Origin of the sequence: Streptomyces sp. 1114.5 (assembly GCF_003635085.1) — a bacterium.
Lineage (GTDB): Bacteria > Actinomycetota > Actinomycetes > Streptomycetales > Streptomycetaceae > Kitasatospora.
Window position 1 is genome coordinate 3,661,024 of sequence record NZ_RBXE01000001.1, and the last position, 20,704, is coordinate 3,681,727.

Below are 20,704 nucleotides of genomic sequence, written 5' to 3' on the forward strand. Positions count from 1 at the left end.
CCCTCCACATGGGCATGAGCGTGATCATCTCGGCCGCGGAGGCCGACGATGCGGAGCAGATCCTCAAGCTCCAGTACCTCGGCTACCAACCCGAGGCCGAGCTGTACGGAGACTGGGCCCTGGAGCCCCTGACACAGAGCCTGGAGAGCCTGCGCGCCGAACTGGCCGAGCAGCACTTCCTGGTCGCCCGGCTGGGCGACGAGGTGGTCGGCACCGTCCGCGGCCGAATCGGTGCCGACGGCGTCGGTCGGATAGGGCGTCTGGTCGTCCACCCGCGGATGCAGCGTCACGGCCTCGGCGGCCGCCTCCTGGACGCGCTGGAGCGCCGCCTGGCCGAGGAGGGTCCGGTGAGCGCCTACCGCCTGCACACCGGCCACCGCAGCCTGGGCAACCTGCGCCTGTACGCCCGTCAGGGCTACCGGCAGACCCGGGTCGAGCAGGTCAGCAGCCGGCTCAGCTTCGTCCACCTGGAGAAGCCCGTCGCCACGCCGCTCGCCGACACCCCGCTTGCCGCGACGGCCTGAGCCCGCCCGCCCCGCCGCCCGCACCACGCCCCTCGGCGCCGCCACCATCCGGACGATCCGGTGGCGGCGTCGAGCCGTATCCTCGCTGGTCAGGGCCACAGGTGTCCGCATTGCGGACAGCGGCGTCAAACAATTGGGCGTACTTCCGCCCATCTGTTTTACTGGCTCACATGACTGCGACGACGAACTGGACCCCCACCGGCACGCTGCCGGCAGGTGAGCGTGCCATGTGCCGTCGAATGTGTCACTGCTGAGGGCCATCGCCCCCGGCGCCCCCTGAGGTGCCTTCCCCTCGCGCCCCGAAGCGAGACTCCGGCGTCGCTCCCGCCCGTGCGAGCGCGCCCTTCCTCTCCGGACCCCTCCCCTTGCCGTGCCCGCCCACCCGCGGGCGCCGGTGACTCGTAAGGGCCACGCCGTCGCGCGGCCCGGCCGTCCAACGGTCACGATCAAGGGGTGGCAGGTCCGGATCCTCCTGGCGAAGCGCCGTAGGACACCGCCGACCGCAATCCGGTCGGCCGGTCGACCCACGCCGCCCGCCCCCGACCCACGGAAGCCGCTGTGATCACCACCACGGACCTCACGAAGGTCTACCGCTCCCGAGGCCGCGAGGTGACCGCCCTCGCCGGTGTCGACCTGCACGTCCGCCCGGGCGAGGTCTACGGAGTCGTCGGCACCAGCGGTGCCGGCAAGTCCACCCTCATCCGCTGCGTGAACATGCTGGAGCGTCCGACCTCCGGCACCGTCACCGTGGACGGGGTCGAGCTCACCGCGCTGTCCGGCGGCGAGAACCGGGCGGGACGGGAACTGCGCGAGGCGCGCCGCCGGATCGGCATGGTCTTCCAGCATTTCAACCTGCTGTCCTCGCGGACGGTGCAGCAGAACGTCGAGCTGCCGCTGGAGATCATCGGCCTGGACCGCACCCAGCGCCGCCGCAAGGCCGCCGAACTGCTGGACCTGGTCGGCCTGGGCGACAAGGCCCGCAGCTACCCCAACCAGCTCTCCGGCGGCCAGAAGCAGCGCGTCGGCATCGCCCGCGCCCTGGCCGGCGACCCCAAGGTGCTGCTCTCCGACGAGGCCACCTCGGCGCTCGACCCGGAGACCACCCGCTCGATCCTCAAGCTGCTGCGCGACCTCAACCAGCAGCTCGGCCTCACCGTCCTGCTGATCACCCACGAGATGGACGTCATCAAGTCCGTCTGCGACTCCGCCGCCCTGATGCGCGGTGGCCGGGTGGTCGAGTCCGGCGAGCTCACCGAGCTGCTTGCCGAGCCCGGCTCCGAGCTGGCCCGCGAGCTGTTCCCGCTCAGCGAGTTCGGTACCGGCCACCCCGGCTCCACCGTGCTGGAGATCACCTTCCAGGGCGACACCTCGGCCCAGCCGTTCGTCTCCCAGCTGGCCCGCACCTACCAGATCGACATCAACATCCTCGGCGCCGCGGTGGAGACCATCGCCGGCCGGATGGTCGGTCGGATGCGGGTCGAGCTGTCCGGCGGCCACCAGGACAACGTGGTGCCGATCGGCTACCTGCGCGAGCAGGGCCTGCAGGTGGACGTGATCGGCGCGGCGAACGGAGCGGTGGCATGACCTGGGACCAGATGTGGGCCCTGATGGGGCCGGCCACGCAGGAGACCTTCCAGATGGTCGGCGTGTCCGCGTTCGTCACCGTGCTGCTCGGCCTGCCGCTGGGCGTCCTGCTGGTGCTCACCGACAAGGGCGGCCTGCTGGCCAACCGCGCCGTCAACAAGGCCATCGGCTTCGTGGTGAACATCGCCCGCTCGGTGCCGTTCATCATCCTGATGATCGCCCTGATCTCCTTCACCCGCTGGCTGGTCGGCACCTCGATCGGCTGGCAGGCGGCGACCGTGCCGCTGACCATCGGCGCCATCCCGTTCTTCGCCCGCCTGGTCGAGACCTCCGTCCGCGAGGTCGACCGCGGCCTGGTCGAGGCGGTCCAGTCGATGGGCGGCAGCACCCGGACGATCGTCCGCAAGACCCTGCTGCCCGAGGCGCTGCCCGGCATCGTGGCCTCGATCACCACCACGGTCATCACGCTGGTCAGCTACTCCGCGATGGCCGGCACGGTCGGCGGCGGCGGCCTCGGCACCCTCGCCGTCAACTACGGCTACCAGCGCTTCGAGACGGCCTTCATGTGGGTCATCGTGGCCGAGCTGGTGATCATCGTCACCGCCGTCCAGCTGATCGGCGACTTCGCCGTCCGCAGCCTGGCCAACCGCGGCCGTTCCGGCGGCCGGACCCGCCTGCTGGGCCGCACCCCGACGACTCCCGACAAGGACCTCGTCGGCTCCTAGACCTCCCTCGTCCGACTCCGGACGCGGCTCCCCGAATCACGCAGAAAGGCACTTTTCGTGCGCACCGTTGTGAAGTTCACCAGTGTCCTCGCCACCGCCGGCCTCGCCTTCTCGCTGGCCGCCTGCAGCAGCTCCGGTTCGTCCTCCTCGGACCCGAACGCGCCGCTGAAGGTCGTGGCCAGCCCCACCCCGCACGGGCAGATCCTGAAGTTCGTCAAGGACAACCTCGCGGACAAGGCCGGCCTCAAGCTCGACATCAAGGAGGTCACCGACTACGTGACCCCCAACACGGCGGTGCAGGACGGTTCGGCCGACGCCAACTACTTCCAGCACGTGCCGTACCTGGAGGACTTCAACAAGAAGCACGGTACGACCATCGTCTCGGTCGAGCCCGTGCACCTGGAGCCGCTGGGCCTGTACTCCAAGAAGGTCAAGGCGATCACCGACCTGCCGGACGGCGCCACCATCGGCCTGCCCAACGACGCCACGAACGAGGGCCGGGCGCTCAAGCTGCTCGCCGACAACAAGCTGATCACCCTCAAGGACGGCGTCACCACCACCGCCACCCCGGCCGACGTGACGGGCAACCCGAAGAACCTCAAGTGGAAGGAGCTGGAGGCCGCCCAGCTGCCCCGCTCCGTCGCCGACCTCGACGCCGCCGTCATCAACGGCAACTACGCGCTCGACTCCGGTCTGAAGCCGGCCACCGACGCGCTGGTGCTGGAGAAGGCCGACGGCAACCCGTACGCCAACATCCTCGCCGTCAAGAAGGGCAAGGAGGACGACCCGCGGGTCAAGAAGCTCGCCGAGCTGCTGCACTCCGACGAGGTCAAGAAGTACATCAACGACACCTTCCAGGGCTCGGTCATCCCGGCCTTCTGATCCGCCGATCCGCCGGACCGCTCGGGCGTACCGCTCCCTCGCACCGCTCCGTCGTACCGCGATACGCCCCGACGACCGGGCCCCCGCCGCACCTCGGCGGGGGCCCGGTCGGGCAGTATGCACCCGGGACGCCCCGGGCGACGGCGTTCTGACGTACCGTCGTGCGGGCGGCGCACCGGGTGGTACCCGGAGCGCGACGGAGGCGTACGGTGTTGTGTTCACGACCCGGCGAGGAGAGACGGCATGGCAGCGAGCTTCCCCGAGACCGCCATCAGCACCGAACGGCTGCTGCTGCGACCCCTTGCGGAGGACGACGCCCCCGGTCTGGCCACGATGATGGCCGACGACCTCGTGCGGGCCTGGACGGACCTCCCGCACCCCTTCACCGAGGAGTACGCGGCCGAACTCGCCCGCGCCCTCGCCCCCGCCCACCGGGCCGCCGGCCGCGGCATCGTCCTCGCCGTCACCGAGCACCTGACCCAGCGCCTGGTCGGCCTGGTCGAGCTGCGCAACACCGACTGGCGCCTGCGCAGCACCGAGATCTCCTACGTCACCGCCGCCTGGGCCCGCGGCGAGGGGTACGCCCCGGAGGCCGTCCTCGGCGTCGCCCAGTGGCTGTTCGAGGACCGCGGCTTCCTGCGCCTGGAACTGCGCACCGCCGCCGGGAACACCGCCGCCCAGCAGGTCGCCCAGAAGGTCGGCGGCATCAGCGAGGGCGTGCTGCGCAGCGCCTGGATAGTGCGCGGCGAGTCCGGCGAGCTGCTGGTGGGGGCACCTCCCAGCCGCCAGGCCGGGGGAGAGAGCCGCAGCGACCTCATCCTGTGGAGCCTGCTCCCGGAGGACCTGGAGTCGCCCGAACTGCACCGCGACGGCTGGCACGGCGACCACCGCTACGTGCTGCGGGACTGACCCGCCCCCGGCCGTACGGACATCTGTACGAGATGTCGGCGTCCGGGGGACGACACCCGGTAGCCTCTCCACCGGCGCCGCAACGACGGCGCACCGAGTGGCGCACCGAGTCGAGGGAGAACGGCCGCAGATGGCTGACCGGATCACGGTCATCGGGTGGGACGGCACGCCGCTGACCGAGGCCGCCGGTGCGGCCCTCGCCGCGGCGACCCTGGTGGCCGGCGCCCCCTACCAACTGAACGCCCTCCCGGTGCCGGAGGCGGCCGAGCGGATCGCCCTCGGCGACATCCGGCACGCCGCCCGCCGGATCGCCGAGCACCGCGGTGCCGCCGTCGTGGTCGCCGAGGGCGACCCGGGCTTCTTCGGGGTGGTGCGCACCCTGCGCCGCCCCGAGTACGGCCTGGAGCTGGAGGTGCTCCCCGCCGTCTCCTCCGTCGCCACCGCCTTCGCCCGGGCCGGCATGCCCTGGGAGGACGCCCAGGTGGTCAGCGCCCACGGCGGGCGACTGCGACGCGCGGCCAACATCTGCCGGGCCCACCCGAAGGTCGCGGTGCTCACCGCCCCGGGCGCCGGGCCCGCCGAACTCGCCCTGATGCTGCGCGGGGTGCACCGGACCTTCGTGGTCTGCGAAGCCCTCGGCACCCCGGAGGAGGACGTCACCGTCCTCACCTCCGACCGGATCGCCGACCACGTCTGGCGCGACCCGAACGTGGTGCTGGTGATCGGCGGCGCCGCCCAGGCCGCCGCGGTGGACCAGGCGGCCGGCTGGCTGGCGGGGCGCCCGGTGGGCTACCCCGGCGCGGAACGCGGCTGGGCGCTCCCCGGTGACGCCTACGCGGGCGCCGGGCGCACGGGGGGTGAGGCGGGCGCGTCGGAGGCGCTCCCCGCGCACGTGCGCGCCCTGGTGCTGGCCCGTCTGGGTGCACGTCCGGGGGACCTGGTCTGGTCGGTCGGTGCGGGCAGCGGCGCCCTCGCGGTGGAGGCGGCGCGGTTCGGCGCCGCGGTGGTCGCGGTCGAGGGCTCCCGCTCGGCCTGCGCCCGGCTGACCGTCAACGCCCGCCGGTACGGCGTCGAGGTGGAGGCCGTGTACGGCAGCGGCCCCGAGGTGCTGGGCGGCCTGCCCGAGCCGGACGCGGCGGTGGTGGAGTCCGGCGGCCCGGACGTCGTGCGCGCGGTGCTGGCCCGCAGGCCGGAGCGGTTCGTCGCGCTGCCCCGGACCTTCACCGAGGCGGAGGAGGTCCGCCGGGCGATCGGTGAGGCCGGCTACCGGGCGGACGGCGCGCTGCTGCAGTCGACCCCGCTGCGACCTGCGGGGGAGGGCGGCGGACTGGAGCTGGGGGCGGGCGGTACCGGCGTGCTGGTGCTCTGGGGTGAGCAGATCGTGTGAAGGCCTGGGGCGTGCGCCGGGGCCGTCCGGTGGCGGCGACGGTGATCCAGGTCGCATCCGGACACCGATTCGAGAGGTGACAGCGCCGGGCCGGTAGTGTGACGTCCTGGGCGGCTGCAGCGGTCGGCGACCCACCCGATTCGGTCGGTTTGTCACCTTATTGACGGGGTGCAACCCGATTCCGCTCGGAGTGTGGGCAATTCGACGGGCCTCGTGCCGGACCTGGAGAATGCCGTAGGGTCCGGTGCGGTCGTGCCGGTTGCTCCGGGTTGTCGTTGTTTCAGACGATGTGCCGCCCCTTGGGGGTGGTGCGCCGGGCCGGGTGCCGCAGCGCGCCCGAAGGACTTGGGCCGCAGCGCCACGGCGCGGCGGCCGCGTGTGGTTGAGGGGCGGGTCGGCCAGGCCCGGCCCGTGCGGATGGGCGCTGCGGTCGGTGATCGTGTCGCCAAGGGCGCGGCAGCGGCCTGGAAGGAGCTTTGACAATGACCGATGGCGGCCACGTCCCGGGCGAGGGACTGCCGGAGCACCCGCACACCGGGCCCGCCCCGCTCGGCGGACCGGAGGGCGTCGCGGGCGTTGCCCCCCTGCAGGGCCTCGCGACCGACGGCGGTGCGATCCCGAGCCAGGCGGTCCCGGTCGGCGGCATGCCCGGCGCGGTGCCCCAGGGCGCGGGCGTCATCCCGCCGCAGGGCCAGCCCGGCTTCACCGTCCCCGGTGTCTCCGGCGTGCCTTCTCCCGGGGTCCCCGGCGACGGCTGGGCCCTCGACCAGGGGGCCCCGCGCCCGGCCTTCCACTTCCTCGACCAGCCGGACGGCCTGGACGACGAGGACGACGTGCTGCTGATGCCCGGCCCGCAGGGGTCCTGGGGCGAGCCGGTGGCGACCGTCCCGGCCGACCAGCTGCCGCTCGCGCCGCAGCAGGACGGCATGCCGGTCGAGCCGTCCTGGCCGCCGGTGGACCCGCCGGTGCTCGGCGCCGAGCACGTCCTGCAGCAGCCCGTCCAGGTGCAGCCGTCGGGGCAGCAGCCGATGACGCAGGCTCAGCAGCCGCGTCGCCCGCTGCACGCCGGCCCGCCGATCCCGGACCCGTCGCTGATGACCGGCCAGGTCCCGGTCCGCTCGCTGGCCGACCGCGGCCCGTCGCAGGGCGGCACGCCCGCGCACGGCATCCCTGTCGTCGGCCGGCCGCCGGTGCCCGAGGCCGCCGCCCCGGCGCCGGCCGCCGTGCCGCAGGCCGCTCCGGCGGCCCCGATGGCCCCGACGGCCCCGGTGCCGTCGGTCGTTCCGGTCACGGAGGGGCAGCAGCTGCCGCACCCGCAGGACGCCCAGCAGGCGGTGCAGGTGCCGCTCGCCTCGCAGCCGGTCGAGGCCGTGATGGCCGTCGAGACGATCGGGGCGATCGAGGTGGTCGAGGTCGTGGAGCTGCCGGACGCGGCCCAGGCCGTCCAGGGCGCGCACGCCGCCCCGGCCCCGACGGTGCCCGAGGCCATGATCGAGGCTGTCTCGGAGGCTGTCACCGTCGCTGTCGCGCCGCAGGACGCCGTGGCCGAGCCGGCCGTGGCGGAGGCCGCCCAGGCCGCGCCCGTCGCCGTCGAGCCGGTCGCCGTCGAGGGTGGCGCTGCTGAGGGCGCTGTCGCCGAGGGTGCTGCCGTCGAGGATGCCGCTCAGCCCGAGGCCGGCGCCCAGGCCGGTCAGCCGCGCAGGATCTCCGCCTTCCTGGCCGCACCCACCCCGCACGGCCTGCCCCAGGTCGAGGCGACCGGGCAGGCTCCGGCGGCCGAGGAGACGGCGCCGCAGCAGCCCGCGCCCATAGCGGCCGCCGACGCGCCGCAGGCCGCCGAGGGCGGCGAGGCGGTCCAGGAGGCCCAGGCCGCTCCCGGTGCCGAGGCCGTCCAGGCCGTGTCCGAGGCCGTCGTCGCGCCGGTGGCCGAGACTGCCGCCGGCACCGGCGAGATGCCGTCCGGCCAGGTCGTCGGCGAGTCCGGCACGGAGGCCGAGCAGCCGCAGCAGCAGGAGGCCGTCCCGGCGGAGACCGCCGTCGAGCCGGTCACCGAGCAGGCCGTACAGGCCGAGCAGACGGTTCAGGCGGAGCAGGCTCCCGCCGATGCTGTGGCCGAGCCGGCTGCCGAGGCTGCCGCAGAGGCCGCCGTGCAGGAGCCCGAGCAGCAGCCCGTCGCCGAGACCGCGCCGGAGGCCGTCACCGAGTCGGCCGAGACCGCGGCCGAGCAGGCTGCGGCCGAGTCGGCTGCCGAGACTCCCGTCGAGGCCGTCACGGAGGTCGTCGCCGCGGCCGTTGCCGAGCAGGCCCCGGCCGAGGCCGTCGCCGAGCAGGTCCAGCCCGCCGCCGAGGCGCCGACCGAGGCCCCCGTCGAAGCCGCGGCCGAGCCGATCGCGGCAGCCGACAACGCCGAGGCCGTCGAGCCCGTCGAGCCCGGCCAGGAGCAGGCCCCCGGGGCCTCCGCCGCCGAGGAGCCGCAGGCCGAGCAGCCCGCCGACCAGCAGGCCGAGCAGCCCGCCGCCGAGCAGCCCTCGCCCGAGGAACCGCAGCAGCCGGAGCCGCAGGACCAGCAGGACCAGCAGGTCTCGCAGGACCAGCCGCACCCCGAGGAGCCCGCCGAGCCCCGCGGCCCGGCCGCCCCCGGTTACGACGAGGCCGGCCGCGAGGCCGTCCACCAGGTGATCCGCGAGCGCCGCGACATCCGCAACGGCTTCCGCCCGGACCCGATCCCGCACGAGGTGCTGATCCGGGTCCTGGAGGCCGCCCACACCGCGCCCAGCGTCGGCTACTCGCAGCCCTGGGACTTCGTGGTGATCCGCTCGCGCAAGACCCGCAAGCGCATGCACGCCCTGGCCGAGCGCCAGCGCGAGGCGTACGCGGACTCGCTGCCCAAGGGTCGGGCGAAGCAGTTCAAGGAAATCAAGATCGAGGCGATCCTCGAAACCCCGGTCAACATCGTGGTGACGGCCGACCGCACCCGCGGCGGCCGGCACACCCTGGGCCGGCACACCCAGCCGCAGATGGCCCCGTACTCGGCCGCCCTGGCCGTCGAGAACCTCTGGCTGGCGGCCCGCGCCGAGGGCCTGGGCGTCGGCTGGGTGAGCTTCTTCGACGACGAGGAGCTGGTCCGCGAGCTCGGCCTGCCCGAGCACCTGGAGGTCGTCGCCTACCTGTGCGTCGGCTTCGTCGACTCCTTCCCGGGCGAGCCGGAGCTGGAGCAGCAGGGCTGGGCGAAGAAGCGCCCGCTGTCCTGGGTCGTCCACGAGGAGCAGTACGGCAACCGCGCGCTGCCCGGCGAGGAGCCGCAGAGCCTGCTCGCCGACACCCTGCGCGGCATCCGCCCGCTGGACGCCAAGGCGCTCGGCGAGGCCTGGGACCGGCAGAAGCGGATGACCAAGCCGGCCGGCTCGCTCGGCATGCTGGAGATCATCTCCGCCCAGCTGAGCGGCCTGTCCCGCAAGTGCCCGCCGCCGATCCCGGAGCCCGCCTGCGTGGCGATCTTCGCCGGTGACCACGGCGTGCACGCCCAGGGCGTCAGCCCGTGGCCGCAGGAGGTGACCGCCCAGATGGTCGGCAACTTCCTGGCCGGGGGAGCGGTGATCAACTCCTTCGCCAAGCAGATCGGCACCGAGGTCTGCGTGGTCGACGTCGGCGTGGCCGCCGAGCTGCCGGACGCCGTCCAGCAGGGCCGTGCCACCGGTCTGCTGCCGCGCAAGGTCCGCCCCGGCACGGGGGACATGACCCAGGGCCCGGCGATGACCCGCGAGGAGGCCCTGCAGGCCATCGAGGTCGGCATCGAGACCGCCCGCGACCTGGTCGCGGCGGGCAACAAGGCGCTGGTCACCGGCGACATGGGCATCGCCAACACCACCGCCTCGGCCGCCCTGATCTCGGTGTTCACCGGCCTCGACCCGGCCGAGGTCACCGGCCGCGGCACCGGCATCGACGACGAGACCCACGCCCACAAGATCGAGGTCATCCGCGCCGCGCTGGCGCTGCACCGGCCCGACCCGGCCGACCCGATCGGCGTCCTCGCCGCCATCGGCGGCCTGGAGCACGCGGCCATCGCGGGCTTCCTGCTGGGCGCCGCCTCGCTGCGCACCCCGGTGATCCTGGACGGCGTCATCGCCGGTTCGGCCGCACTGGTCGCCAAGGCGATCGCCCCCGAGGTCCTGGCCGCCTGCATCGCCGGCCACCGCTCCGCCGAGCCCGGTCACCAGGCCGCGCTGGCGAAGCTCGGCCTGCGTCCGCTGATCGACCTGGACCTGCGCCTCGGCGAGGGCACCGGCGCCCTGCTGGCCCTGCCGCTGGTGCAGAGCGCGGCCCGGGCGATGCACGATGTAGCCACCTTCGACTCCGCCGGGGTCACCGAGAAGGCCTGACGCACTCCGTCACCGCTCCGCGGACCGGCCCGAGGGCGCGCCGGCCCGCGGAGCGGCGTCTCGCCCTCCCCTCCCCCCACACCCGCACCCCCCGATCAGGAGCACCGCCGATGACCGCGCCCAACCCGCACCCGAGCACCGAGGGCCGTACCCCTTACCCGGTCGGACTGCTGCTGGCCGGCCGCCGCGTCATCGTGGTCGGTGGCGGTCAGGTCGCGCAGCGGCGGCTGCCCGCCCTGATCGCCACCGGGGCCGACCTCCACCTGATCTCCCCGTCGACCACCCCGGCCGTCCAGGCCATGGCCGACGCGGGCGAGCTCACCTGGCACGCCCGCCCGTACCGGGACGGCGACCTGACCGGTGCCTGGTACGCCCTGGTCGCCACCGACGACCCGACGGTCAACACGGCCGTCAGCGCGGAGGCCGAGCGCGAGCGGGTGTTCTGCTCCCGCAGCGACGACGCTTCCGCCGCCACCGCCTGGACCCCGGCCAGCGGCCGCGACGCCGGCGCCACCGTGGCCGTCCTCACCGGCGACCCGCGCCACTCCGCCGCCCTGCGCGACGCCATCGTGGACGGCCTGCGGGACGGCTCGCTGGCCGCCCGCCAGTACCGCTCGCACGGCGCCGGCGTCGCCCTGGTCGGCGGCGGCCCCGGCGACCCTGACCTGATCACGGTGCGCGGCCGCCGCCTGCTCGCCGACGCCGACGTGGTGGTCGCCGACCGCCTCGCCCCGCGCGAGCTGCTCGCCGAACTGCCCGAGCACGTCGAGGTGATCGACGCCTCGAAGATCCCGTACGGCCGGTTCATGGCCCAGGAGGCGATCAACCGCACGCTGATCGAGCACGCCAAGGCCGGCAAGTTCGTGGTCCGGCTCAAGGGCGGCGACCCGTACGTCTTCGGGCGCGGCGGCGAGGAACTGCTGGCCTGCGCCGAGGCCGGCCTCCCGGTCACCGTGGTGCCCGGGATCTCCAGCTCGATCAGCGTCCCCGCCTCGGCCGGCGTCCCGGTCACCCACCGCGGGATGACGCACGAGTTCACCGTGATCTCCGGCCACGTCGGCCCGGACGACGAGCGTTCGCTGACCAACTGGGAGGCCGCGGCGAAGATGAGCGGCACCCTGGTGCTGCTGATGGCCGTGGACAAGATCGGCGCGATAGCCGCCCGGCTGGTCGAGTACGGCCGCTCGGCGGACACCCCGGTCGCGATCGTCCAGGAGGGCACCACCGCCGCCCAGCGCCGGGTGGACGCCACCCTGGGCACCGTCGCCGCCGTGGTCGAGGCCGAGGGCGTCAAGCCCCCGGCGGTCATCGTCATCGGCGACGTGGTCAACGTCCTGGCCGCCGCCTTCCAGCAGTAGCGGGAGCGCCTTCGGAGTGGGAAGTCGGCCCGTCCGACTTCCTACTCCAGCGGCTGCTCCGTCCAGATGACCTTCCCCGTCGCCGTGTACCGCGTCCCCCAGCGGTCCGCGAACTGCGCGACCAGGAACAGCCCGCGCCCGCCCTCGTCCTCGGTCGCCGCGTACCGCAGGTGCGGCGAGGTGCTGCTGCCGTCCGACACCTCGCAGATCAGCGCACGGTCCCGCAGCAGCCGCACCCGGATCGGCCCGGAGCCGTACCGGATCGCATTGGTCACCAGTTCGCTCAGGATCAGCTCGGTGACGAACGCGGCCTCGTCCAGTCCCCAGCCCTCCAGCTGCCGCGCCACCTCCGCCCGGACGGCCCCCACCGCCGCCGGGTCCGACGGCACGTCCCATTCCGCCACCCGGTCCGGCGCCAGCACCCTGGTCTGCGCCACCAGCAGCGCGATGTCGTCCTGCGGATGCGCCGGCAGCAGCGCCCCGAGCACGTCCGCACAGGTCTGCTCGGGCGTGCGCGACGGCCCGGACAGCGCCGAGCTCAGCAGGTCCAGCCCCTCGTCGATGTCCCGCTCGCGGTCCTCCACCAGGCCGTCCGTGTACAGCACCAGCCGGCTGCCCTCCGCCAGCTCCAGGTCCGCGGTCTCGAACGGCAGCACCGCCAGCCCCAGCGGCGGCCCGGTCGGCAGCTCCGGGAACACCACCCGGCCCTGCGGGTCCACCACGGCCGGCGGCGGGTGCCCGGCGCTGGCCAGCGTGCAGCGCCGCGACACCGGGTCGTAGATCGCGTACAGGCAGGTCGCCCCGGTCAGCCCGGCGCTGTCCCCGCCCGCCGCCTCGTCCTGGTCGATCCGGTTCACCAGCTCGTCCAGGTGCCCCAGCAGCTCGTCCGGCGGCAGGTCCAGGGTCGAGAAGTTGTGGATCGCCGTGCGCAGCCGGCCCATCGTTGCCGCCGCGTGCAGCCCGTGCCCCACCACGTCCCCGACCACCAGCGCCACCCGCGCGCCCGGCAGCGGGATCACGTCGAACCAGTCCCCGCCCACCCCGGCCTGGGCCGGCAGGTAGCGGTGCGCCACGTCCAGCGCGTTCTGCACCGGCAGGCTGCGCGGCAGCAGGCTGTGCTGCAGCGTCACCGCCATCGCGTGCTCCCGGGTGTAGCGCCGGGCGTTGTCGATGCACACGGCCGCGTGCGCGACCAGCTCCTCCGCCAGCGCCAGGTCGTCCGCCTCGAACGGCTCCGCCCGCTGCGCCCGCCAGAACCGGGCCACCCCCAGCAGCACTCCGCGCGCCCGCAGCGGCACCCGCACCAGCGAGTGCACCCCGTACGCCAGCGCCCGAGCCGCCCCCTCGGGATCCTGCTGGCGCCACTCCTGAGCCTCGGACAGGTGCGGCTCCAGGACCGGCTCGCCGCTGTTCAGGGCCCCGGCCAGCGGGGTCTCGGGCACCACCTCCAGCACGGTGCCGACCGGGTAGAACGGCGCGTCGTCCCGGACCGCGGCGCAGGCCGCCCGCCGCATCTGCCCCAGCAGCGCGCCCGCCGGAGGCTCCTCACCCGCCAGGACCTGCTCCGCGAGGTCGACCGTGACGATGTCCGCGAACCGCGGCACCGCGACCTGCGCCAGCTCCTCGGCCGTCCGCGTCACGTCCAGCGTGCTGCCCACCGTCACCCCGGCGTCGTACAGCAGGCGCAGCCGCCGCTGGGCGCCTTCGGCCCGGCCGGCCAGCGCCAGCAGCTCGGTGGAGTCACGCAGCGTGGCCACGCAGCCGGGCGGTCCGCCCGCCCGGTCGGTCAGCCGGACGTTCACCGCCAGCAGCCGCTCCCCGGACAGCACCACCTCGTCGGTCACCTGGCGGTTGCCGGTCAGCAGCTCCAGCGGCGCCGGCTCCAGGCCCAGCTCGGTCACCGGGCGGCCCTCGGCGTCCGGCGGCAGGTCCAGCAGCCGCCGCGCCTCGTCGTTGCAGAGCAGCAGCAGCCCGTCCCCGCCGACGATCATCACGCCCTCGCGCACCGCGTGCAGCACGGCCGCGTGGTGCTCGTACATCCGGGTCATCTCGACCGGGCCCAGCCCGTGCGTCTGCCGCCGCAACCGACGGCTGATCAGTGCCGAACCGAGCGTGGCCAGCCCGATCGCACCCGCCGCCGCACCCAGCACCACCGGCAGCTGGCGCTCGCTCGCCGTGCTGACGTGCGCCAGCGTGACGCCCGCCGAGACCAGCCCGACCACCTGGCCGTCCGGCGCGTACACCGGCACCACCGCCTGCACCAGCGGCCCGAGCGTGCCGTTGATGTGCTCGGTCACCACCTGGCCGTGCAGCGCCGGCTCGTAGTTGCCGACGAACTTCTGGCCGATCCGGGCCGGGTTCGGGTGGGTGTAGCGGATCCCCTGGTTGTTCAGCACCACGATGAAGTCGACACCCGAGGCGACCCGCGCGGACTGCGCCTTCGGCTGCAGGATCGCGGTCGGGTCGGGGGAGCGCAGCGCCTCGACCATGCCCGGCGAGTGGGCGAAGGTCTGCGCGACCGCCACGGACCGGTTGCGCGCCTCGTTGTCGGCGTCCCGGTGCGACTGCACCACCAGCGCCACCACGGCCGCCGCGACCAGCAGCAGCACAACCAGGATCTGCAGCGCGAACACCTGCCCGGCCACCGACCGGTGCCACACCGGCCACCGTCGCCTAGCGCGCGGCAGCTGTGGCCGACCGTGTGGGCGCCCACCGGTGGAGCCGGTGGAGCCAGTGGCGCCAGAGGCCGACGGAACCCAGGATCGGCCCGGATAACGGGCCATACGGTCATATTTGCACTCCCGCCAGCCCGGGACCACCCCGTCCCATCGGCCGTTTGGCCATCACCACCCCGGCTTGGCAAGATCGCAGGATGTCCGAACCCAGCACCATCACCGACCCGGCCGACCCCCGCCTCGCCGACTACACCGGCCTCACCGACGTCGAACTGCGCCGCCGCCGCGAACCCGCCGAGGGCCTGTTCATCGCCGAAGGGGAGAAGGTCATCCGCCGCGCCCTCGCCGCCGGCTACCGGATGCGGTCGATGCTGCTCACCGCCAAGTGGCTCGACGTGATGGCCGATGTCATCGCCGAGGCCGACGCACCGGTCCACGTGGTCGAACCCGGGCTCGCCGAAGCCGTCACCGGCTACCACGTCCACCGCGGCGCCCTCGCCTCGATGGAACGCAAGCCCCTCCCCGAGGCCGCCGACCTCCTCACCGGGGCCCGGCGGGTCGCCGTCCTGGAGGGCTTGGTCGACCACACCAACCTCGGCGCGATCTTCCGCAGCGCCGCCGCCCTCGGCATGGACGCCGTCCTGCTCTCACCCGACTGCGCCGACCCGCTCTACCGGCGCGCCGTCAAGGTCTCCATGGGCGCCGTCTTCGCGGTCCCGTACGCCCGCCTCGACCCCTGGCCCGCCGCCCTCGACACGGTCCGCGCCGCCGGCTTCACCCTGCTCGCCCTCACCCCCGCCGACAACGCCGTCGACCTCGCCACCCTCACCCCGCACCGCCTCCCCAAGGCCGCCCTGATGCTCGGCGCGGAGGGCGACGGCCTCACCCCCCAGGCCATCTCCGCCGCCCACCACCCCGTCCGCATCCCCATGGCCCACGGCATCGACTCCCTCAACGTAGGCGCCGCCGCCGCCGTAGCCTTCTACGCCGTCACCACCCCCTGACCCCCCGACCCCTGCCACCCAGAAGTCGCGCACCCCGACTTCCGGCGCAGGCTTCGCCCGCTCCGGACCGCCATGCTGCTGCCTTCAGCCGCTCCGGGTACCCGAGCACCACCAGAAGTCGGCCGATCCGACCTCCTACGCAGCCAGGGCCTGCCGACCTCTCCCGGCCACCGGCCCCGCCCGCCGCCATCACGTCCGCAGAAGCCGCCCACCCCGACTTCTGGTGCAGGCCCAGCCCGCTCCGGGTCGCCATGCTGTCTTCGGCTCCCCCCAGGGAGTCCGGGTACCACCAGAAGTCGGCCGATCCGACTTCCTGCTCCGCAGCTCAGCCCGCGGCTGCCGTGGGCGGGGCCGGGGCGGCGGCAGGCGGCGGGGTGAGGCCGCCGGAGGCTCCTGCGCCTGCGCCGGGCCAGGACTCGTCGAGGGTGCCGTCGGCGCGGACGGTGTAGCGGGTGGAGGTGACCGCGCCGGTGGCGGCCACGCGCTCCTCACGGACGACCGTGCTGCCGTCGAGCCGCCAGGCGGCCGTCGCCTGCGGGTCGGCCGCCGAGGTGCGGGAGGTGGTGGCGACCGGGGTGTCCCCGGCGAAGGTGTAGAGCTGGACGAGGTCGACCGGCGCCGACCCCTCTGCTCGCCGCAGGACGACGACTGCGGCCGGCAGGCTCTTGTACCGGGCCGGCAGCACCGCGCTGAGCGCGACCTGGGGCCCGGCTCCGACGGAGTGTCCGTCCTTCAGCGCGATGGCGGGCCCGCCCGCCCCGTCGGGGTAGCTGCGGTTCGGCCAGTCGACCGCCGGCACCGGCCCCTGCGGTGGCGTCAACGCGCCGTCCGCAGCCGCGCCGCTGCGCGCCGCAACGGGGAGCGGCGTGGCCGAGGGCTGAGGGACCGGGGGCTGAGGGACCGAGGGCGGCGGGGCGACGTCCACCGAGGTCCCCGGCACCGCCTGCTCGCCGCCACCGCCCGTCCCGGCCTTCGCGCTCGCGACCGCCCCGGCCGGCGGCCGCAGCCCCTGGTCGCTCCGGTTCTCGCACCCCTGCGCCGCCGCGATGGCCAGCGCCACCCCGATCGTCACCGTGACGAAGACCACCAGCCGCTGGCGCAGCAGCCGCTGCCGCGCGCTGCCGGGCCGCCCGCCGGGGGCGGGGGTGTGCTGGCGCTCCCGGGGCCGGGCCCGGTCGCGGGTGCCGGGGCGCGCGGAGGGCGGCGTCTGCGATCGGTCCGGACGGTCCGTCCGCAGCGGACGGGTCACCGGCGTCGGCTCGGGCCGGGGGAGCGGTGCGCCCATTCCCTGGGGACGCCGTCCCGCGCCGCCGGACGCCTGCGCCCCCGGTCGACCGGCCGCCGCCCGGGCTCGCGCCGAGGCGGGCGGCTCGGGCGAGCGCCCGGGCGCCGGAACGTTCTGGCGGGCACCGTCCTGGGGGGCGGGCGCGGACGCCCCGCGGCCCGGACGCGCCGTTCGCGTCGCGCCACCGACAGCCCCCGCCGCCGCCCCGCGCGCTGCCAGCTCGCTGAGCCGCTCGTGCAGGGCTGCTGCCCCGGGCCGTTCGGCGGGCTCCTTGGCCAGGCAGGCCCGGATCAGCGGCGCCAGCTGCGGCGGTACTGCCGACAGGTCGGGCTCCTCGTGGACGACCCGGTACAGCATCACCTCGGAGGAGGCCCCGGATCCGAACGGGGTGTCCCCGGTGAGGGCGTACGCGAGCGTGGCGCCGAAGGCGAAGACGTCGGTGGCGGGCGTGACGGCGGCCCCGCGCACCTGCTCGGGTGCGAGGAAGCCGGGGGAGCCGACGGCCGTTCCGACGTGGGTGAGGGTGCTGGCGCCGCGCGACCACGCGATGCCGAAGTCGATGATCCGCGGGCCGCGGGGGGAGAGCAGGATGTTGGACGGCTTGAGGTCCCGGTGGACGACGCCCGCCTCGTGCACCTTGACCAGCCCGTCGGCGAGAGCGGCCCCGATCCGGGCGGCCTCGGGCCAGCTCAGCGGCCCTTCGTCGCCGACCTGCTTGTAGAGCGAGGGCCCGGGCACGTAGGCGGTGGCCAGCCAGGGCCGGTCGGCCTCGATGTCCGAGCCGACGACGCGGGCGGTGCAGCCGCCCCGGATCCGGGAGGCGGCGGCGATCTCGCGGGCGAAGCGGGTGCGGAACTCCAGGTCCTCGGCGAGTTCGGCGCGGATCAGCTTGAGGGCGACGCGCTGCCCGCGGCGGTCGGAGCCGAGGTACACCACGCCCATGCCGCCGGCGCCCAGTCTCCGGTGCAGGCGGTACGGCCCGACGATGCGGGGGTCCTCACGCCTCAGCCGCATCATCGCCATGTTCCGTCCCCGTCAGCCTGTGGGTGAGGCCCCGTCGGTTGGGCCGTCGTCAGTTCCTGTCTGGCACAGCTTACGGACTGCCCGCTGCGGTGTGCTGATACGCAACACCTCAAGCCGCCGTGGGATTGTCTGATCTTGCGTTGACCCGCAGGTCAGAGGGGTGTCGGATCGCCTCTCGGGGTTACCCCTCAGGGTTCCCCCGGGGGTCGGGTCAACCCTCCCTCCCCCTGCGGTAGTAGTCCCCGCGTCCGGGCGTCATCCTCCGGGACGTCCGAGGAACAGTACGACGGCATGACGTCCGGAGGACCCCCTGGCCAATAGCGTTGTGTCCAGCGGTGGACGGGGAGCTCGTCCCCCGAGGTAAGCCGTCCACCGCGCCAGACTCGACCGGATCAGGAGTAAGGGCATGGCACCGCAGATCACGGGAACGTCCCGCCGTCGGCCGGCCTCCCTCCAGTCCCGGTCCACCACCGAGCAGCCCACCCGGCACCCCGCGGTGGCGCTGGCCATGGCCCTGCCGTGCGCGGTGCTCCTGGTGCTCCTCTTCGGAGGATGGGAGCAGATGGCGAACCAGGCCCAGGCCGTCGCGGACATGATCAGCCGCTGACGAGGAGCTGCAGAAGGACGCCGTCCCTCCGGGGCGGCCACAGAACGGGCACCGGTCCCCTGGGGACGGGGAGCGGTGCCGCCGGGGAGGCCGCGGCCGCGATGACACGCGGACGGGCGAGAGCGGTACGCAGAGCGCCCCGGCAGGCGGAGATGCCGCGTACGGACGTCGGTGAGGGCGTCCGTACGCGGCTCTTCCACGTCTACGTCCGTACGTCCGGCACCTGTACGAGAAGCCGACGCAAAAGGGCCGGGGCCGTGATCCCGACGGATCACGGCCCCGGCCGTTACTGTGCGCGATACTGGGATTGAACCAGTGACCCCTACCGTGTCAAGGTAGTGCTCTCCCGCTGAGCTAATCGCGCCTGGTGAGGCGGTCCTGCAGCAGGCCCCGGAGGGCCCGACGTGCGCGATACTGGGATTGAACCAGTGACCCCTACCGTGTCAAGGTAGTGCTCTCCCGCTGAGCTAATCGCGCCTGGTAAGGCGGTCCTGCAGCAGATCCCGGAGGATCCGACGTGCGCGATACTGGGATTGAACCAGTGACCCCTACCGTGTCAAGGTAGTGCTCTCCCGCTGAGCTAATCGCGCCTGGTGAGGCAGTCTTGCAGCAGGCCTCGAAGGGCCCGTTACTGTGCGCGATACTGGGATTGAACCAGTGACCCCTACCGTGTCAAGGTAGTGCTCTCCCGCTGAGCTAATCGCGCGGGGAGGTCTCCCGGACGAACCGGGTGAGCCTCTTGGAGGTGGAGACGGGATTTGAACCCGTGTACACGGCTTTGCAGGCCGTTGCCTCGCCTCTCGGCCACTCCACCAGGCAACACATGAAGAACGATCTTACACTGTTCTCCATCGAGCGGACGACGAGATTCGAACTCGCGACCCTCACCTTGGCAAGGTGATGCTCTACCAACTGAGCCACGTCCGCCTGTCTCCCGGGGTCTTCGCCGTTTTTCCCGGCTGCGCTCCCTGGCGACGTGTTGAACTCTAGCGGATTCCCGGGCCAGCTAAAAATCCGTTCCCGCAGCGTGCCGAGGGGGTGCCCGTCGCGTGCCGTTCCGTCAGCCCTCCCGGGCGGTCACCGGCTGCCACCTGCGGCGCTCCCGGACGATCATCCGCAGGCCCCCCGGCGCACACCCGGGCGACGTCCGGAACTGCTCACGCCCCGCGCCCGCACCCGGTCGCGCGAGGCGGCGCGCGAGGCGGCGCCCGAGCCGGCTCCGCGCCCCCGACCTACACTTCAGGCACCGCCGCCCAGCACCACCGCGCAGGAGAACCGTGTCCGGCCACCCCGACCCCAGAACCCCGCTCGCCCGTTTCGGCGGCCGCCTGGCCACCGGACTGCGCGACGTCACCTCGGACCCGGCCGCCCTCGACTCCTCCGGCCACTGGGCCGTCGCCTACGACTTCGAGGGCCGACTGACCTGCGCCCGCTTCGACGAGGTCCGCCCCGCCCCCGCCCCGCCCTCCGGCGCCGGCTGGCGCGGCCCGGACGCCGGCAGCTGGCACAGCTCCATGGACCGCACCGCCTACACCGCGGGCGTGCGCCGCATCCGCGAGTACATAGCCACCGGTGAGGTCTACCAGGCCAACCTCTGCCGCGTCCTGTCCGCGCCGCTGCCCGACCCGGCCCTGAGCGACATCGACGCCCTCACCGGCCTCCTCGCCCACGGCAACCCCGCCCCGTACGCCGGCACCATCCGCCTGCCCGCCCACGGCGTCGAGATCGCCACCGCCTCACCCGAGCTCTACCTGCGCCGCACCGGCCGCACCGTCTCCTCCGGACCGATCAAGGGCACCGGCCGCACCGAGCACGACCTCCTCGACAAGGACCACGCCGAGAACGTGATGATCGTGGACCTCGTCCGCAACGACCTCGGCCGGGTCTGCGAGACCGGCAGCGTCACCGTCCCCGACCTCTGCGCCGTCGAGAAGCACCCCGGCCTGGTCCACCTGGTCTCCACCGTCGAGGGCACCCTGCGCGAGGACGCCGGCTGGCCCGAACTCCTCGCCGCCACCTTCCCGCCCGGCTCCGTCACCGGCGCCCCCAAGTCCAGCGCCCTGCGGATCATCGAGGCCCTGGAGACCGCCCCGCGCGGCCCCTACTGCGGCGCCGTCGGCTGGGTCGACGCCGACCGCGGCGAGGCCGAACTCGCCGTCGGCATCCGCACCTTCTGGCTCGACCGGACGGACCCCGGTGCGCCCGTCCTGCGCTTCGGGACCGGCGCCGGCATCACCTGGGGCTCCGACCCCGAACGCGAGTGGGCGGAAACCGAACTGAAGGCCGCCCGCCTGGTCGCGATAGCGTCGGGCAGCGAACCCGACCCGACCGGGTCGTGAGCCCCACCGCTGAGGAGCAGCCC

The 20,704-nt window shown here is 74.1% G+C and carries 12 protein-coding genes, 6 tRNA genes and 1 pseudogene; 11 read left to right on the plus strand and 8 right to left on the minus strand.

Annotated elements, in window-relative coordinates:
- Nucleotides 1-8: 8 nt before the first annotated feature.
- From BX285_RS16380 to cobA, 8 genes are all read left to right on the plus strand, one after another.
- The gene (locus BX285_RS16380) at nucleotides 9-524 is read left to right on the plus strand and encodes a GNAT family N-acetyltransferase (protein WP_121175523.1); all 516 of its coding nucleotides are present in this window, start codon (nucleotides 9-11) and stop codon (nucleotides 522-524) included.
- 558 nt (nucleotides 525-1,082) lie between these two features.
- On the plus strand, nucleotides 1,083-2,108 hold the full coding sequence (locus BX285_RS16385) for a methionine ABC transporter ATP-binding protein (protein ID WP_097238657.1): 1,026 nt from the start codon (nucleotides 1,083-1,085) through the stop codon (nucleotides 2,106-2,108).
- Nucleotides 2,105-2,833, plus strand: coding sequence for a methionine ABC transporter permease (locus BX285_RS16390; RefSeq protein ID WP_097238658.1), 729 nt, complete (start codon nucleotides 2,105-2,107; stop codon nucleotides 2,831-2,833). Before BX285_RS16385 ends, BX285_RS16390 begins: the two co-directional genes overlap by 4 nt.
- Nucleotides 2,834-2,890: 57 nt before the next feature.
- Complete coding sequence (locus tag BX285_RS16395) at nucleotides 2,891-3,715, plus strand: MetQ/NlpA family ABC transporter substrate-binding protein (protein WP_097238659.1); 825 nt, start codon at nucleotides 2,891-2,893, stop codon at nucleotides 3,713-3,715.
- A 243-nt stretch (nucleotides 3,716-3,958) separates the two neighbouring features.
- Nucleotides 3,959-4,624, plus strand: coding sequence for a GNAT family N-acetyltransferase (locus BX285_RS16400; protein WP_121175524.1), 666 nt, complete (start codon nucleotides 3,959-3,961; stop codon nucleotides 4,622-4,624).
- Nucleotides 4,625-4,754: 130 nt separating this feature from the next.
- The gene (gene cbiE, locus BX285_RS16405) at nucleotides 4,755-6,011 is read left to right on the plus strand and encodes a precorrin-6y C5,15-methyltransferase (decarboxylating) subunit CbiE (protein WP_121175525.1); all 1,257 of its coding nucleotides are present in this window, start codon (nucleotides 4,755-4,757) and stop codon (nucleotides 6,009-6,011) included.
- A 482-nt stretch (nucleotides 6,012-6,493) separates the two neighbouring features.
- Complete coding sequence (gene cobT, locus BX285_RS16410) at nucleotides 6,494-10,390, plus strand: nicotinate-nucleotide--dimethylbenzimidazole phosphoribosyltransferase (RefSeq protein WP_121175526.1); 3,897 nt, start codon at nucleotides 6,494-6,496, stop codon at nucleotides 10,388-10,390.
- 110 nt (nucleotides 10,391-10,500) lie between these two features.
- The gene (cobA, locus tag BX285_RS16415; protein ID WP_097238663.1) at nucleotides 10,501-11,748 is read left to right on the plus strand and encodes a uroporphyrinogen-III C-methyltransferase; all 1,248 of its coding nucleotides are present in this window, start codon (nucleotides 10,501-10,503) and stop codon (nucleotides 11,746-11,748) included.
- Between the two features lie 41 nt (nucleotides 11,749-11,789).
- Here the strand turns inward: cobA and BX285_RS16420 are convergent, their stop codons facing one another.
- Nucleotides 11,790-14,531 carry a SpoIIE family protein phosphatase gene (locus BX285_RS16420; RefSeq protein ID WP_121175527.1) on the minus strand — a complete coding sequence of 914 codons (2,742 nt, stop codon included), beginning with the start codon at nucleotides 14,529-14,531 and terminating at the stop codon, nucleotides 11,790-11,792.
- 89 nt (nucleotides 14,532-14,620) lie between these two features.
- Between BX285_RS16420 and BX285_RS16425 the strand changes: the two genes are divergently transcribed.
- A complete protein-coding gene (locus tag BX285_RS16425; RefSeq protein ID WP_121175528.1) occupies nucleotides 14,621-15,427 on the plus strand; it encodes an RNA methyltransferase in 807 nt (268 codons plus the stop codon).
- Between the two features lie 949 nt (nucleotides 15,428-16,376).
- Here the strand turns inward: BX285_RS16425 and BX285_RS16430 are convergent.
- Nucleotides 16,377-17,735 (minus strand): annotated as a pseudogene (locus BX285_RS16430) (protein kinase); the annotation flags it as partial.
- 406 nt (nucleotides 17,736-18,141) lie between these two features.
- Here BX285_RS16430 and BX285_RS16435 point away from each other — a divergent pair.
- On the plus strand, nucleotides 18,142-18,342 hold the full coding sequence (locus tag BX285_RS16435; RefSeq protein ID WP_121175530.1) for a hypothetical protein: 201 nt from the start codon (nucleotides 18,142-18,144) through the stop codon (nucleotides 18,340-18,342).
- Nucleotides 18,343-18,634: 292 nt separating this feature from the next.
- On the opposite strand, the gene BX285_RS16440 is transcribed toward BX285_RS16435, so the two are convergent.
- The 6 genes from BX285_RS16440 to BX285_RS16465 all read right to left on the minus strand — a co-directional run bounded on the left by BX285_RS16440 (nucleotide 18,635) and on the right by BX285_RS16465 (nucleotide 19,269).
- Nucleotides 18,635-18,706 (minus strand) — tRNA-Val (locus BX285_RS16440).
- A gap of 41 nt (nucleotides 18,707-18,747) precedes the next feature.
- Nucleotides 18,748-18,819: transfer RNA gene (locus BX285_RS16445), tRNA-Val, on the minus strand.
- A gap of 41 nt (nucleotides 18,820-18,860) precedes the next feature.
- A tRNA-Val gene (locus tag BX285_RS16450) sits at nucleotides 18,861-18,932 on the minus strand.
- A 44-nt stretch (nucleotides 18,933-18,976) separates the two neighbouring features.
- Nucleotides 18,977-19,048, minus strand: a tRNA-Val gene (locus BX285_RS16455).
- Nucleotides 19,049-19,082: 34 nt separating this feature from the next.
- A tRNA-Cys gene (locus BX285_RS16460) sits at nucleotides 19,083-19,156 on the minus strand.
- 40 nt (nucleotides 19,157-19,196) lie between these two features.
- Nucleotides 19,197-19,269, minus strand: a tRNA-Gly gene (locus BX285_RS16465).
- Nucleotides 19,270-19,619: 350 nt separating this feature from the next.
- On the opposite strand from BX285_RS16465, the gene BX285_RS16470 reads away from it, so the two are divergent.
- Nucleotides 19,620-20,681, plus strand: coding sequence for a chorismate-binding protein (locus BX285_RS16470; protein WP_097238668.1), 1,062 nt, complete (start codon nucleotides 19,620-19,622; stop codon nucleotides 20,679-20,681).
- The last annotated feature ends 23 nt before the right edge of the window (nucleotides 20,682-20,704 follow it).